General features: G+C 69.8%; 11 protein-coding genes. 2 read left to right on the top strand and 9 right to left on the bottom strand.

Annotated features, from left to right (window positions below):
• Nucleotides 1–8: 8 nt before the first annotated feature.
• Nucleotides 9–2,864 carry a DUF3857 domain-containing protein gene (locus AC1DTW_RS21090; protein WP_477983343.1) on the bottom strand — a complete coding sequence of 952 codons (2,856 nt, stop codon included), beginning with the start codon at nucleotides 2,862–2,864 and terminating at the stop codon, nucleotides 9–11.
• An 86-nt stretch (nucleotides 2,865–2,950) separates the two neighbouring features.
• Between AC1DTW_RS21090 and AC1DTW_RS21095 the strand changes: the two genes are divergently transcribed.
• On the top strand, nucleotides 2,951–3,709 hold the full coding sequence (locus tag AC1DTW_RS21095; protein ID WP_477983344.1) for a 2OG-Fe dioxygenase family protein: 759 nt from the start codon (nucleotides 2,951–2,953) through the stop codon (nucleotides 3,707–3,709).
• Nucleotide 3,710: 1 nt separating this feature from the next.
• Here the strand turns inward: AC1DTW_RS21095 and AC1DTW_RS21100 are convergent, their stop codons facing one another.
• The 3 genes from AC1DTW_RS21100 to AC1DTW_RS21110 form a co-directional block, all read right to left on the bottom strand.
• The gene (locus AC1DTW_RS21100) at nucleotides 3,711–5,720 is read right to left on the bottom strand and encodes a S9 family peptidase (protein ID WP_477983345.1); all 2,010 of its coding nucleotides are present in this window, start codon (nucleotides 5,718–5,720) and stop codon (nucleotides 3,711–3,713) included.
• Between the two features lie 101 nt (nucleotides 5,721–5,821).
• Entirely contained in the window at nucleotides 5,822–6,580 is a 759-nt protein-coding gene (locus AC1DTW_RS21105) for an SDR family NAD(P)-dependent oxidoreductase (RefSeq protein WP_477983346.1), read from the bottom strand.
• Nucleotides 6,581–6,587: 7 nt separating this feature from the next.
• Entirely contained in the window at nucleotides 6,588–7,496 is a 909-nt protein-coding gene (locus AC1DTW_RS21110; protein WP_477983347.1) for a Tim44 domain-containing protein, read from the bottom strand.
• 220 nt (nucleotides 7,497–7,716) lie between these two features.
• Here AC1DTW_RS21110 and AC1DTW_RS21115 point away from each other — a divergent pair, with 220 nt between their 5' ends.
• A complete protein-coding gene (locus tag AC1DTW_RS21115; protein ID WP_477983348.1) occupies nucleotides 7,717–7,887 on the top strand; it encodes a hypothetical protein in 171 nt (56 codons plus the stop codon).
• On the opposite strand, the gene AC1DTW_RS21120 is transcribed toward AC1DTW_RS21115, so the two are convergent.
• The 5 genes from AC1DTW_RS21120 to fdhF form a co-directional block, all read right to left on the bottom strand.
• Nucleotides 7,888–8,832, bottom strand: coding sequence for a LysR family transcriptional regulator (locus tag AC1DTW_RS21120; protein ID WP_477983349.1), 945 nt, complete (start codon nucleotides 8,830–8,832; stop codon nucleotides 7,888–7,890).
• Nucleotides 8,833–8,872: 40 nt separating this feature from the next.
• A complete protein-coding gene (locus tag AC1DTW_RS21125) occupies nucleotides 8,873–9,883 on the bottom strand; it encodes a 2-dehydropantoate 2-reductase (RefSeq protein ID WP_477983350.1) in 1,011 nt (336 codons plus the stop codon).
• A 121-nt stretch (nucleotides 9,884–10,004) separates the two neighbouring features.
• Entirely contained in the window at nucleotides 10,005–10,772 is a 768-nt protein-coding gene (locus AC1DTW_RS21130; RefSeq protein WP_477983351.1) for a fumarylacetoacetate hydrolase family protein, read from the bottom strand.
• A gap of 25 nt (nucleotides 10,773–10,797) precedes the next feature.
• On the bottom strand, nucleotides 10,798–11,121 hold the full coding sequence (locus AC1DTW_RS21135) for an HAD family hydrolase (protein WP_477983352.1): 324 nt from the start codon (nucleotides 11,119–11,121) through the stop codon (nucleotides 10,798–10,800).
• Nucleotides 11,122–11,273: 152 nt separating this feature from the next.
• The gene (gene fdhF / locus AC1DTW_RS21140; RefSeq protein ID WP_477983353.1) at nucleotides 11,274–14,111 is read right to left on the bottom strand and encodes a formate dehydrogenase subunit alpha; all 2,838 of its coding nucleotides are present in this window, start codon (nucleotides 14,109–14,111) and stop codon (nucleotides 11,274–11,276) included.
• Between the last annotated feature and the right edge of the window lie 10 nt (nucleotides 14,112–14,121).

Raw genomic sequence — 14,121 nt, forward strand, 5'->3', positions numbered from 1 at the left:
AGACCCGGTCACGGCTTCGCGCCGAGCCGCTGCAACTCGAAACCCGCCGCCGCGTGCTCGATGTAGCGCGTGATGCCCACGGCACGCGCCTTCTCGAACGCGTCGCGTGCCTTCTCGGGCTGCTTCTGGTTCAGCTGGTATTCGCCGATGTAGAACCAACCCTCTGCCAGCGCGAGCTCGCGATCGTCGCCGTCCTTGCGGGCGATCTGCTCGACGAGTTGCTCCGGCGCCAGCTGCCCGACGAGCATCGCGAGGGCCGGGGCAGGCCAGGTGCCCTTCGGATCGGTGTTCGCCGCCGCCTGCAGTTCGGCAGGCAACGGCCGGCTCAGGCGCTGCAGCGTCCAGGCCTGCCAGAGTTGCGCGTAGGCCTTGCTGTTCGCATCCGGCCGGTCGGCGGCGGCCTTCGCGAAGTCATCGGCGGCCTGCTCGAGCTTGCCTTCGAAGAAACGCGCCTGGCCGCGGCGGTAGTAGACATCGCCGGCGCTCGCGCCGAACGCAAGCGCCTTGCCGAAGTCGTTCGACGCGGCCGTGAAGTCGCCGCGCGCCCAGTTCGCGCTGCCCTGGCAGAACCAGGCCGCGCCGAGCGACGGCGCCTGGCGCACCGCCTCCTGCGCGTCCTTCAGCGCGTCGGTGCTGTTGCCAAGTTCGATCTGCGCCTCGGAGCGCAGGCACAGCGCCTGCGCGAGGTCGTCGCCGGCGAGCTGGCCGCCGCCGATCGCCTTGCCGGTGCGCTCGACGGTCGCCTTCGCGCGCGCCAGCAGGTTGTCCTGCAGGGTCTTGCGGCCGATGCCGAGGAAGCCGCCGTTCTTGACCTGGTTCGGCGCGACGACCATCACGCCGCCGATCGCGCGTTCCATGGTCTTCACATCGGTCAGCATCGTCGGCACGTCCTTCGCGGCGACGCTGCTCGTCAGCGGTTCGAAGCGCAGTGCGGCCTTCGCGACATTGCCCCGAAAGCTGCGCGTCACCTCGGCGCTGAAGGCGGGATTCGAGATGCGCTGCGTGCTCGGGTCGAGCACCGCGCTGACGCTGCTCGGCCACTGCATCTCGGCGCTGTACAGCACGGTGACCGGGAACGCCGGCAACGCCAGCGCGAAGTTGCGCGTCGGCGACGGCGGCGCCGCGATCGTGTTCTGCATGTTGGCGGGAACAAAGCGCATGACCCAGTTGCCGTCGGCCGGGTTCGCGAGCTTTGGAATCGTGTACCTGGCGCGGACCGTGATGCGGTTCTGGTCGACGTCGTCGCTGACCTCGGGCGTGCCGACGAGGGCGACGCCGGGGTAGCGCCGTTCGAGGTTCGTCAGCAGCAGGCGTTGCAGGCGCGGCGGGTCGAGGCGCGCGACGGTCAGGCGCAGCGTCTCGGCGGTCAGGCCGGTGAACTGCTGCTGGGTCTCGAGCTCGCCGTCGGCGCCGAAGGATTCGAGCCGGAACTTCTCGGTCAGCTCGTTGCGGAAGATCTCGCGCCGGTTCGGCGACTGCACGACGGCCAGGCCGCCGGTCTCGCGCGCGTCGACGATCAGCACGCTCGCGCCCTCGAGGCCCTGGCCCATGCGCTCGACCGGGCCACGCTGGCCGAGCCGCGTCGGGTCGAGGTAGACCTCGCGGCCATCGATCGCCGCGCGCACGACGACGTGGTCGAACGCCAGTGGCGATGCCAGCACCTTGGCCGGCCCCTGTGGCGAGCCGAGCGAGGCCAGCACGGCGCGCGCCGGGATGCCGAGCGACTGCAGCAGGCGCATCAGCAGGAAGGACTTGTCCTTGCAGTCGCCGTAGCGGTTGCGCAGCACCTCGGCCGGCGCGTGCGGCCGGTGCGAGCTTTCGCCGAGCGAGACCGAGTAGTAGCGGATCTCGCTCTGCACCCACTGCAGCGCCTGCGAGGCCTGCTCGGAGCGCGACGGCAGGCGCAGCCAGCGCTGCACCAGCGGCACGAGCTCGGGCGGCAGCGGCTCGTCGGCCGGGAACAGGCCATCGGCCCAGCGGGCGACCTCGCCCCAGTCGGCGAACTCGCTGAACTGCAGCCAGCGCAGCGGGATCGCGCCGCGCGGCAGCATCGGCTCGAGCTCGACCGCGGCCAGTTCGCGCTCCTCGAAGCGCAGCCGGCGCATGCCGCCGCGCGTGCTGATCTCGGGCGCGAGCGTCGACGCGGCGCCGTCGCTGTTCCACTTCCAGTGGATCGGCCGCGCCTCGGGCGCGTTCAGCGTGACGCGCCGCAGCTGCACCGGGATCGGCCGCTGCCACGGCACGCCTTGCGCGTAGCGGCCGCCGAAGATCGGGTTCGCGCCCTCGATCGAGTACTGCAGGTGCAGCGTGTCGCCGACGCGGATGTCGCCGAGCAGCAGGCTCGCGGTGATCACGCCGCTGTAGACGCCCTGTTCGAGCCCGGCCTCGCGCTGCAGGAAACGCACCTGCGCGGTCGCGGTGTGGTCGATGACCTGATCGCCGCGAACGATCGCGACCTTGTGCAGCAGCAGCCGCTGGTACTGCGGGATGAAGTGCACCGCGATCTGGCCGATCTGGCCGAGCGCGCTTGCATCGAGCACCTGCTGCGCGACGTTGACCAGGACCACCGGCTTCTCGGCGACCAGCAGGTGCGTGTCTTCGAGGCGCACCGCGAGTGCACGGCGCGTCGGCTCGGTCGGGGTCGGGGGCAGCGGCAGCACATCGGCCCAGGCGGGCAGCGCGGCACCGCGCACGAACGAGTTCGCGGCGACCGAGATTTCCTTCAGCGGCGGCTCGGCCGGGGCGGCGGTGGTCGGGACGGGATTGACCGGTGCGGCGGCGGGCACCTGGCCGAATGCGTGGGCCGCGCAGGTCGCGGCCAGCAGGCAGGCAACGCGCCGGAGAAACAAGCAGATCGAAGGCAAGGCGGGCTCGCTGGCAGCGTCGGTGCTGGGATTGAAGCACAACACCTGTCGGCCAGTGGGTCGCAAGTCACGGCATCATTCAGGGCATGACCACCGCGATGCTGACACCTCCGATCACCGAACCCGCGCAACTCGACGATGCGCTGCGCAACCGCGGCCACGCGGCGCTGAGCCCCGCGGGCTTGCGCGAGCTGCTGCGCGCTTCGGCCGCCGAACTCGACGCGCTGCGCCCCTCGTGGGACGCGCTGCCGCCCGACGCCTACCTGCGCGACGGCGGCCGTTACCGGCGGCGGCGCCATGCCTGCTTCGTCGTCGACGGCGACGCGGTCGAGCAGGCGCCGCACCGCGCGCACTGGCAGCCGCTCGAATACAACGCGCTGCACGGCGGGCTCGAGCGCTGGTTCGAGCCGATGCCCGCCGAGGTCGTCGCACAGCCGGTCTGGCCGCGGCTGCTCGCGGCGCTCAGCGCGCATTGCTCGGCGCTGAAAGGCGCGCAGCGCTGGTATGTCGAGGCACACCAGTTCCGCATCGACACGACCGACGGCATCGGCCGGCCGACGCCCGAGGGCGCACACCGCGACGGCGTCGACTTCGTCGCGGTGCTGCTGATTGCACGCGAGGGCGTGAAGGGCGGCGAGACCCGCGTGTTCGAGGCCGAGGGCCCGGCGGGGCTGCGCTTCACGATGACCGAGCCGTGGACCACGCTGCTGCTCGACGATGCCCGCGTGATCCACGAGAGCACGCCGATCCAGCCGCTCAAGCCGAACGGCCACCGCGACACGCTGGTGCTGACCTTTCGCGCGCGCGGCTTCCAGGGCCCTGAGGTGGTGCCGCTGGATCGCTGAGTCACTTCAGCTGCAGCATCTGCTGCAAAAACAGCACCGTCGCGTAGAACTGGAAGTCCGCGTTCTCCTTGCGCTCGAATCCGTGACCCTCGTTCTCGGCGCGCAGGTACCAGACCGGCGACCCGTTCGCGCGCACCTTCGCGACGACCTGTTCGGCCTCGGTGTAGGGCACGCGCGGGTCGTTCTTGCCCTGCACGACGAACAGCGGCTTGCGGATCTGGGCGGCGTTCGTCAGCGGCGAGATCTTCTCGAGGTGCGCGCGCATCGCGGGATCGCGCTCGTCGCCGTACTCGGCGCGCCGCAGGTCGCGCCGGTAGCTCTCGGTATTGCGCAGAAAGGTCAGGAAGTTCGAGATGCCGACGACGTCGATCGTGCCGGCGATGCGGTCGGAGTACAGCGTCGCGACCGCCAGGCTCATGTACCCGCCGTAGCTGCCGCCGGTGACGGCGACGCGCGAGGCGTCCAGCCCCGGCTGGGTCGCGATCCAGTCGAGCAGTGCGCCGATGTCCTTGACCGAGTCTTCGCGCTTGAAGCCGTCGTCCAGCGACAGAAAGGTCTTGCCGAACCCGCTCGAGCCGCGCACGTTCGGCTGGATCACCGCGATCCCGAGTTCGTTGACGTAGTAGTTGCCGCGCCCGAGAAAGCCGAGCTGCGCCTGGCCCTCGGGGCCGCCGTGGATCGCGATCAGCACCGGTCGCTTGCCGGTGAAGCGCGCCGGCGGCCGGTTCAGGATGCCGGAGATGGTGCGGCCGTCGAAGCTCGTCCAGCGCACGATCTCCTGCTCGGTGAACGTGCGCGTGTCGACGTTGTCGGGCGTCCGTGCGCGGGTCCATTGTTCGACCGCGCCGGTGGCCGGGTTCAGCGACCACAGCTGGCTCGGCCCCTGCGCGCTGTTCAGCGAGAACTCGAGGTCGGCGAGCCGCATGTGAAAGTGGGTCGAGCCGATGCTGCCGGGCGGCAGCCGCGGTGCCGCGAGCGGCTTCAGGCTGCGCGCGTCGTACAGGCGCAGCTCGTCGCGGCCGTCGACGTTCGCCTGCGCGGCGATCAGCGTGCCGGCCTCGTTGACGGTTGCGCCGGAGACGTCCCACGGGATGTCGCGCGTGACGGGCGTGACGCTGCGGTCCGCGAAGTCGTAGAACACGAGCTCGCGGAACTCGCCGCCGCGGTTGCTGAGCGCGTACAGCCCGCTGTCGTCGCGCTTGAAGTCGCCGGCGAACCAGCTTGCCTTCTCGGCGCTGCCGGCCGCCGGCAGCAGCTGCGTCAGCCGGCCGCTCGCGATCTCGAGCATCCAGACCTGCGACTCGCTCGCCGAGAGATAGCGCGTCAGTGCGACCTGCTTGTCGTCCCACGAGACGCCGCCGACGCCCCAGCCGCCGCCGGGCAGCTCGGCGAGCCGGGTCACGTCCTGCGGCTGCAGCGGGTCCATCAGCCGCAGCGTCTGCGCGATCGCGCCGCGCGTGCCGCCCTGCGCGGTGCGATCGAGCGGTACCGAGATGGTCAGCATCCGGCTGCTGCGGTGCAGCCAGCCTTCGATGCTGTGGCGCTCGGGCGTGTCGGTCAGCAGCGTAACCTGCTTGCCCGGCAGGTCGAGGCGATAGAGCTTGTAGGCCTCGTCGCCGCCGCTGCCGCGCGAGAACACGATGTAGCGGCCGTCGCGCGGCTCGTAGCTCGCGTTGCGCACCGACTCGGCGCCGTCGGTCAGCTGCTCCGGCTCGGCCAGCGGCGAGGCAACGCGAAACAGCTGCGGAACGCTGGCGCCGAGCTTGCGGTGCGAGACCAGCATCTCGCGGCGCGCCGGATGCCAGTCGACGAACGAGTGGCCGGCAAAGTCGGTGTACTTCGCGACCTGCGCCGCGATGCTGGCCGGGATCGGCGGGATGCCCTGCACGACGAGGTTGGCGTTCGGTGCGATGAGGTCTGCGGCGGGCGGTGCGGCCGGCGGCGCGCTGCTGCAGGCGATCAGGACAGGGGCGAGTGCGGCCAGGGTCGCCGCGGCAGTGAACAGTCTCATGCGAGGGATGCAGCTTGTGGCCGCGCGGGTCGGTGGGTGACCGGCGATTGTGGCAAAGCGCGCTCGCATGTCGCGCTCGGGACGAACCCGTGCGTTGCGACTCAGGTGTCGCGCACGTCCGCCACGGCGCTCGCGCCGAAATCGGCGCGGTTCAGGTAGGCCAGCACGCGAGCCGCAGCGTCGGCGGCCGAGGTCAGCTGCCCCTTTTCCTGCAGGCCGACGAAGTTGGCCTTCTCGGGGAAGCCCGCCGGATCGCCGGCGCGCAGGTGCACCTGCATCTCGGTGTCGATCACGCCGGGCGCGAGCGAGACGAGCTTCGCGCCGTTCGGGCGCATCGCCTCGTCGAGTGCCATCGCGCGTGTCAGGTGGTCCATGCCGGCCTTCGATGCGCAATAAGACGCCTGGCCGGCCATTGCGCGGCGCCCGAGGCCGGACGAGATGTTCAGCACGCGCCTGTCGGCAGCCCAGTCGCGCGTCGCGCGCAGGAAGGCGGCGCTCAGCAGCAGCGGCGCTTCGAGGCCGACGCGCAGCGAGGCCGCGAGCTCGGCATCGCTGCATGCGTCGATCGGGCCGATGCGCGTCAGCGCCGCGGCGTTGTTGATCAGCGTCGCGGCGCTGAAGCCGGCGGCGTCGAGCGACGCGAGCCAGGCCTGCAGCTGCGCCGCGGCAGCGGCAGGTTGCGCCAGGTCGAGCTGCCACTGCTCGCAGTGCGCGCCGGCGCTGTCAGCCTGCGCAGCGAGCGCGTCGTTGCGGTGCCGAGCGATGCACAGCAGCCGGTGATCCGGTGCGAGCAGCTGCGCGGCGATTGCCGCGCCCATGCCGCGCGACGCGCCGGTCACGATGTACAACCGGCGGCCCATGCCGCGCTCAGGCCGCCTGTGCCTGCTGGATCCCCGCGATCGCCCACTCGCGGCTGCCGTCGGCCGGCTTCACGAGGTGCCAGATCTCGTCGAACGGTGCGGCGACGCCGTCCTTCTCTTCGCGGATCAGGCCGTGGAAACGCACGCTGACGATCTGGCGCTCGGCTTCGCTGACGACATCGAGCACCTCGGCGTCGATGCGCACAACGTCGGTCGTCTGCGGCGCGCTGGGGCGCTCCTGGAGCTCGAGCTTGACAGCGGCGAACATCTCGGGCGTCGTGAAGGCGCGCAGGTCGTTCAGGTCGGCGCTGTCGTTGGCGGCCTGCATGCGGATGAAGATCATCTTCGCAATGCGCTCGAACCCGGCGGCATCGAAGCCCGCGGGCAGGGCCAGCACCGGCGCGGTCGCCGCAGCCGCCAGCGGCAGAGGCGGCGTCCACGACGCCGAGCTGCCGGAGGCGCCGGCCGGCGACGCGTCACCGGCGAAGTGCAGGCCGTTCGGCGTGGCCATCGGACTCGGCGCTGCACCACGCGCGAAGCGGCTCACCACGAACCGGATCGCGACGATCGCGATCAGCCCCAGCAACACGATCATGAGGATGTTGCCGAACTCGGCGCCCATGCCGAAGTGGCTCATCAGCGCTGCGATGCCGAGGCCCGCGGCGAGGCCGGCGATCGGGCCCATCCACGAGCGCTTCGGCGCTGCGGCCGCCGGGGCCGCACCGGCCATCGCGGGCGAGGTCGGCGCAGCCTGCGCGGGTTGCGCCGGTGCGGCCGGCGGCGGCGTGCGCGCGGGGACGCTGCGCTGCATGCCGGACGAGGTGCCGCCGCCGATGCGTCGGGCTTGCGCGTCGATCGGCGCGAGGCCTGCGCACATCACGGCGAACGACACGGCGAGGATCAGGGATTTCATCATCAAAGCGTTCCTTCGGTGGCGGGGGATGGCGGCTGAAGCCGCGCGATCATACGGGCCGCGGATGACCCTGCTCGCAAGGTGCGGCCGCCCGTTGCGAAGACAAGGGACCCGGGCCCCAAGGCAGGTCGGGAAGGCGCCGGCGAAGGAGTTCTCGAAGCTTGCCAAACACAGGGTTAACCCTATAATCGCGGACATCCCCTTCACCTATGCGAGCCCCCCGATGAACCACGCCGCCGTCAACTCGAATGCCATCCATCCCGGCCTGGAGGCGAATGCCGTCGCACGCGACCTGATCGCCGCGCTGCCGATCGTGATCTTCGTGAAAGCGCTGCGCGCCGCCTTCGGCCATCGCGGCCGGGCCGGCACGTCGCTGCAGACCGCAAGCCGCTGATCAAGCCGGGTCACTCGGGACCGAGTGACAGCCCGGGATCACCCGGGCGATCAGCGCCGCGCCGTCGCTGAGCAGAAAGTCCTTGAATGCTTGCGCGACCGGCGGCAGGCGCTTGCTGCGGCGGTGCACGACGTACCAGTGCAGCATCAGCGGGAAGCCCTGCACATCGAGCACGCACAGGCTGCCGGCCTTCAGTTCCTGGCCCACGGTGTGGGCCGAGAGAAAGCTGACGCCCATCCCGGCGATCACCGCCTGCTTGATCGTCTCGGTGCTGCGGATTTCCATCGCGATGTTGATCGCGCCGAGATCGCCGCCGAAGCCTTCCTCCATCGAGTTCCAGGTGTCCGAGCCGCGTTCGCGCACGACGAAGGGCTCGCGCATCAGGGTCGCGAGCGCGATGCCGCGCCGGCCGACCAGCGGGTGGCTCGGCGCCGCGACGATCACGTAGGGATGCGGCGCGAACGGCTGGTTGACCGTCTCCAGGTCGGTCGGCGGGCGCACCATGATCGCCAGGTCGGTCAGGTTGTCGGCGATGTGGGTCAGCAGCCCGGCGCGGTTGTGCACCGTGAAGTCCAGCGTGACATTGGGATGCCGGTTCGCGAACTCGACCAGCAGATGCGGGAAGAAGTAGTCGCCGGCGCTGATCGCGCCGACCTTGAGCTTGCCGCCCGAGATGCCCTTGAACTGCGTCATCGCCTGCTCGGCGGCCTCGAACTGCTGAATGATGTCGCGGCTGATCTGCAGCAGTTCGGCGCCCGCCGGGGTCAGGTAGACCTTCTTGCCGAACTGCTCGAACAGCGCGTTGTCGGCATGCTCCTCGAGCTTTCGGATCTGCGTCGAGACGGCCGGCTGCGTCAGATGAAGCTCCTCGGCGGCGCGCGAGAAGCTCAGCAGCCGCGCGACCGCCTCGAACACCTTCAGCTGGCGCAGCGTCGCGTGCTTCATGGGCAGATTGTGCGCGGCCGCGCCGCGCCGCCGCCGCGGGTCACGCGACCGCTTGCAGGCGCACCTGGCCGCGTTCCTGGCCCATCGTCTGCGCGAGCAGCTTGACCAGCGCATAGACGCTGTCGATGTGCGGCGTGTTCGTGTCGGTCAGGCGCGCCAGTTCGACGACCGCGCCGACCAGCGCATCGATCTCCGGTGCGCGCCCGGCCTCCACATCCTGCAGCATCGAGGTCTTGTGCCGCCCGACCTTCTCGGCCCCGGCGATGCGCTTCTCGAGCGACACGCGGAACTCGATGCCGAGCTTGTTCGCGACCGCCTGCGCCTCGCGCATCATCGCGGTCGCGAGCTCGCGGGCCGGGGCGTACTGGCAGATGTCGACGAGTGTCGAATGGGTCAGGCAGCTGATCGGGTTGAAGGTCAGGTTGCCCCACAGCTTGAGCCAGATCTCGGCGCGGATGTTGTCGAGCACCGGCGCCTTGAAGCCGGCGCCGCTCAGGCAGGCCGAGACCCGGGCGACGCGTTCGCTCGCCGAGCCGTCCAGTTCACCGATCGGGAAACGATCACCTTCGATGTGCTGCACGACGCCCGGCGCGACGAGCTCCGAGGCCGGGTAGACGACACAGCCGATGACGCGACTCGCGGGAATCTTCGCGCCGACCAGGCCGCTCGGGTCGACGCTGCGCACGGTGCTGCCCGCGAGCGCGCCGCCGTGCTGGTGGAAGTACCAGTACGGGATGCCGTTCTGCATCGTCACGACCACCGTGTCGGGGCCGAACAGCCGGGGTACATCGTGGGCCACGGCCTCGACCTGATGCGCCTTCATCGCGAGGACCACGATGTCCTGCGGGCCGGCCTGGTCGTAGTCGTCGGTGGCCTTCACGTCGCGTGCGACCTGCCGCGTGCCGTCGGCGGCGATCAGCGTGAAGCCGTTGGCGCGGATCGCGGCGAGGTTCGCACCGCGCACGATGAAGGTCACGTCCTCGCCGGCCAGCGCAAGCTTCGCGCCCACCAGCCCACCGATCGCGCCTGCGCCGATCACTGCAATCTTCATGTCGAAACTCCGGTAGTTGAATCCTGGCTGACCGACTCCTCAGGCCAGCGCCGGGCCGCCCCAAGCGGCCTGAGCTCCCCTCGGGGGGCGGGCGCCGCAGGCGACCTTGGGGTCGTCATTTCTAGCCGTAGCGGTTGACGAGCGTGCCGATGCCGGCGATCTCGACTTCGACGCTGCTGTCGGGCTTCATCGAGCCGACGCCGATCGAGGTACCGCACAGGATCACGTCACCGGGCAGCAAGGTCATGTCGAATGAAATCAGGCTGACGAGCTGCTGCACCGAGAAGCGCATGTCGCTGATCGGGTAGTGCTGGCGCAGCTCGCCGTTCAGGCGCGTCGTCACGGTCAGTGTCGCAGGGTCGAGGCCGGTGGCGACCACCGGGCCCATCGGGCAGAAGGTGTCGAAGCCTTTCGCGCGCGTCCACTGCGCGAACGACGCGTCGCGGTTCAGGATGTCGGCGACCGTCACGTCGTTCGCGCAGGTGTAGCCGAACACGTGGTCCAGCGCATCGGCTTCGACGACGGCGCTGCAGGTCTTGCCGATCACGATGCCGAGTTCGCCTTCGAACACGACCTTCGCGGCGCAGCGCGGCGGGCGAATCAGCGCGCCGGTCGCGAGAAACGAGTTCGGCGACTTCAACAGGTACAGCGGCTCGGCCGGCACCGCGAGGTTCAGCTTCTCGCCGAGCGCGCGGAAGTTGTTCCACAGCGCGATGACCTTGCTCGGCGTGGTCGGCGTCAGCAGCGTGACATCACCCAACGCGAGCTGCGCGCCGGCCGGTTCGGACACGCCGAACATGTCGCCGCGGTGCGGCTGCACACGGTCGCCGTGCAGCGTGCCGAAGCCGATCTGGCCGGCATGCTCGAATCGGAGCCATCGGGATTGCATGGGTGGTCGCCTTCAGTGGAGGGGGTCAGGCGCCGATCTCGCCGGCCAGCGTCTGGGCCCAGTCGAAATGGCGTGCTGCCGGGGTCTGCGCTGCGGCGCGCTGCGCCTTCAGCTGGGCCTGCTGGATCGCGTCGACGAGGAATGCGGCGTCGTAGGCCTTCAGCAGATGCGCGTGGTTGGCCTCGAGGTAGTGGTGGATGCGCTGCGTCGTGGAGTCGAAGCGGCGCAGCAGGTCGGTGTAGGTGTCGGTGTCCCAGTACCACCGCAGACCCAGTTCATAGAACGCCGCATTGAACGAATTTCTTTCCGCTTCGCTGGGCCCGGTGTGGAATGGCAGATCGTTGATCATGAGCTTCTCCTTGAACATTCATGCCGCTGTGGAAGAGAGTGCGTCGGCAGGTTTCGAATGTAGGAGTGGCGATCGATAATTGACAGTCAAAGTATCTTATCGAGAGCATTCGCGATCGGTGATGGATGCTCTCGAGACGTGCGCGCAGGGGCTCAGCCCGGTGCGCGCTCGAGCTCGTTGCGCAGGGCCGCGCCGCCGCCGTAGCTGCCCTGCATCGGCACCTGGCCACCGAGCGTGACGCGGACCGCGCAGTACTTGAACTCGGGGATCTTCGCGAACGGATCGAGCGCCGCGTTGGTCAGCCGGTTGATCGCCGCCTCGTAGTAGCAGAAGGGCACGAACACCGCGCCGCGCGGCGAGCTGTCGTCGGCTCGCGCATACAGCACGACCTCGCCGCGCCGCGACGCGATCGTCACGACAGCGCCGGGCTGGCCGCCGAGCGCGACCAGGTCGAGCGGATGCACCAGCGCGACCGGATCGGGCTCGAGCGCGTCGAGCATCGTCGCGCGCCGCGTCATGCTGCCGGTGTGCCAGTGTTCGAGCTGGCGGCCGGTGATCAGCACCATCGGGTACTCGGCATCGGGGCGTTCGTCGGCGGGGATGATGTCGGCCGGCACGAAGCGCGCGCGGCCGCCCTCGCGCGGGAAGGTGTCGGTGAAGACGACCGGGTCGCCCGGGTCGCCCTCGGCCAGGCACGGGTAGGTCACCGCGTGCTCGCGATCGAGCCGCTCCCAGGTGATGCCGCCGATGCTGGGCATCGTGTGGCGCATCTCGTCGAACACCTCCGACACGTGGCCGTACTGCCAATCGAGGCCGAGCCGTTGCGCGATTTGCTGGATGATCCACAGGTCCTGGCGCGCGTCGCCGGGCGGGTTGATCGCCTGGCGGCCCATCTGCACCAGTCGGTCGGTGTTCGTGAAGCTGCCGGTCTTCTCGGGGAACGCGCTGGCCGGCAGCACGACGTCGGCGAGGTAGGCGGTCTCGGTCAGGAAGATGTCCTGCACGACGAGGTGGTCGAGTGCGGCGAGCGCGTCGCGCGCGTGGTTCGCGTCGGGGTCGGACATCGCCGGGTTCTCGCCCATCACGTACATGCCGCGCACGCCGCCGGTCTTGATCGCGTGCATGACCTCGACGACGGTCAGCCCGGGCTGCGCGTCGAGGGTTCCGGCGGGCAGCTTCCAGGCCTTCTCGAAGCTCTCGCGCACCGCCGGCTGCGAGACGTGCTGGTAGTCCGGCAGCATCATCGGGATCAGCCCGGCATCGGACGCGCCTTGCACGTTGTTCTGGCCGCGCAGCGGGTGCAGCCCGGTGCCGGGCCGGCCGATCTGGCCCGTCATCAGCGACAGCGCGATCAGGCAGCGCGCGTTGTCGGTGCCGTGCACGTGCTGCGAGACGCCCATGCCCCACAGGATCATCGAGGCCTTCGAGCTCGCGAACAGGCGCGCGATGTGGCGGATCGTCTCGGCGTCGATGCCGCAGATCGGCGCCATCGCCTCGGGCGCGTAGCCCTCGACGTTGCGGCGCAGCTCGTCGTAGCCGATCGTGCGGCTGGCGATGAAGTCTTCATCGACCAGGCCCTCGGTGACGATCACGTTCATCATCGCGTTGAGCAGCGCGACATCGGTGTCGGGCTTGAACTGCACGAAGCGATGCGCGATGCGCGCGAGGTCGGAGCGGCGCGGGTCGAGCACGATCAGCTTCGTGCCGTTCTTCACCGCGTTCTTGATCCAGGTCGCCGCGACCGGGTGGTTCACGGTCGGGTTCGCGCCGATCAGCAGCACGACCTCGGCCTTGGTCACGTCCATCACCGGGTTCGAGACCGCGCCCGAGCCGATGCCTTCGAGCAGCGCGACCACCGACGACGCATGGCACAGCCGCGTGCAATGGTCGACGTTGTTGCTGCCGAAGCCGGTGCGCACGAGCTTCTGGAACAGGTAGGCCTCTTCGTTGCTGCCCTTGGCCGAGCCGAAGCCGGCGAGCGCCTTGCCGCCGTGCTGGTCGCGGATCTGCGCGAGCTTGCCGCCGGCCAGCGCCAGCGCCTCGTCCCAGCTGGCCTCGCGGAACACGTCCATCCAGCGATCCGGGTCCATCGCGAAATCGCCGGTCTTGGGCACGCCGGCGCGGCGGATCAGCGGCTTCGTGAGGCGGTGCGGATGGTGTGCGTAGTCGAAGCCGTAGCGGCCCTTGACGCACAGCCGCTCCTGATTCGCCGGGCCGTTGCGGCCTTCGACGAACAGGATCTTGTCGTCCTTCACGTTGTAGGTCAGCTGGCAGCCGACGCCGCAATACGGACACACCGATTCGACCTGCTTGTCGGGCACCGCGAGCGCCGCATCGCGCGCCGGCATCAACGCACCGGTGGGGCAGGCCTGCACGCACTCGCCGCAGGCCACACAGGTCGACGCGCCCATCGCGTCGTCCATGTCGAACACGATCTTCGCGTGGTCGCCGCGGAACGCGAGGCCGATCACGTCGTTGACCTGCTCGTCGCGGCAGGCGCGCAGGCAGCGCGTGCACTGGATGCAGGCATCGAGGTTCACCGCGATCGCCGGGTGCGTGAGGTCGCGCGCGACAGGCGCGCGAGCCTCGAAGCGTGGCTTGCCGACGCCGAGCTTGCGGGCCCAGTCGTCGACCTCGTTGTGGCGCGTGTAGGCCGTCTCGGGCATGTCGGCGAGCAGCAGTTCGAGCACCAGCTTTTGCGACTTCAGCGCGCGCTCGCTGTCGGTCGTGACCTTCATGCCAGCGCTCGGCGAGCGACAGCAGGAGGGCGCCAGCACGCGCTCGCCGGCGATCTCGACCATGCACGAGCGGCAGTTGCCGACGGCCTCGAGCCCGGGCTTGTAGCAAAGGCGCGGGATCTCGATGCCCTCGCGCTGCGCGATCTCGATCAGGGTTTCGCTGGCCCGCCCCGAGACCTCGCGGCCGTTGAGCTCGAACTGAATCAGCGGCGCATCGAGATGCATCGCTTCGGCCTTGGTGATCGCGTTCATGAATCGGTCC

This window comes from Rhizobacter sp. P5_A1 (assembly GCF_056400745.1).

Coding starts and splice junctions, on each gene's coding strand:
- AC1DTW_RS21135 (WP_477983352.1), bottom strand. CDS start 11,121: ATGATCAACGATCTGCCATTCCACACCGGGCCCAGCGAAGCGGAAAGA.
- fdhF (WP_477983353.1), bottom strand. CDS start 14,111: ATGAACGCGATCACCAAGGCCGAAGCGATGCATCTCGATGCGCCGCTG.
- AC1DTW_RS21100 (WP_477983345.1), bottom strand. CDS start 5,720: ATGAGACTGTTCACTGCCGCGGCGACCCTGGCCGCACTCGCCCCTGTC.
- AC1DTW_RS21115 (WP_477983348.1), top strand. CDS start 7,717: ATGAACCACGCCGCCGTCAACTCGAATGCCATCCATCCCGGCCTGGAG.
- AC1DTW_RS21110 (WP_477983347.1), bottom strand. CDS start 7,496: ATGATGAAATCCCTGATCCTCGCCGTGTCGTTCGCCGTGATGTGCGCA.
- AC1DTW_RS21120 (WP_477983349.1), bottom strand. CDS start 8,832: ATGAAGCACGCGACGCTGCGCCAGCTGAAGGTGTTCGAGGCGGTCGCG.
- AC1DTW_RS21130 (WP_477983351.1), bottom strand. CDS start 10,772: ATGCAATCCCGATGGCTCCGATTCGAGCATGCCGGCCAGATCGGCTTC.
- AC1DTW_RS21105 (WP_477983346.1), bottom strand. CDS start 6,580: ATGGGCCGCCGGTTGTACATCGTGACCGGCGCGTCGCGCGGCATGGGC.
- AC1DTW_RS21095 (WP_477983344.1), top strand. CDS start 2,951: ATGACCACCGCGATGCTGACACCTCCGATCACCGAACCCGCGCAACTC.
- AC1DTW_RS21125 (WP_477983350.1), bottom strand. CDS start 9,883: ATGAAGATTGCAGTGATCGGCGCAGGCGCGATCGGTGGGCTGGTGGGC.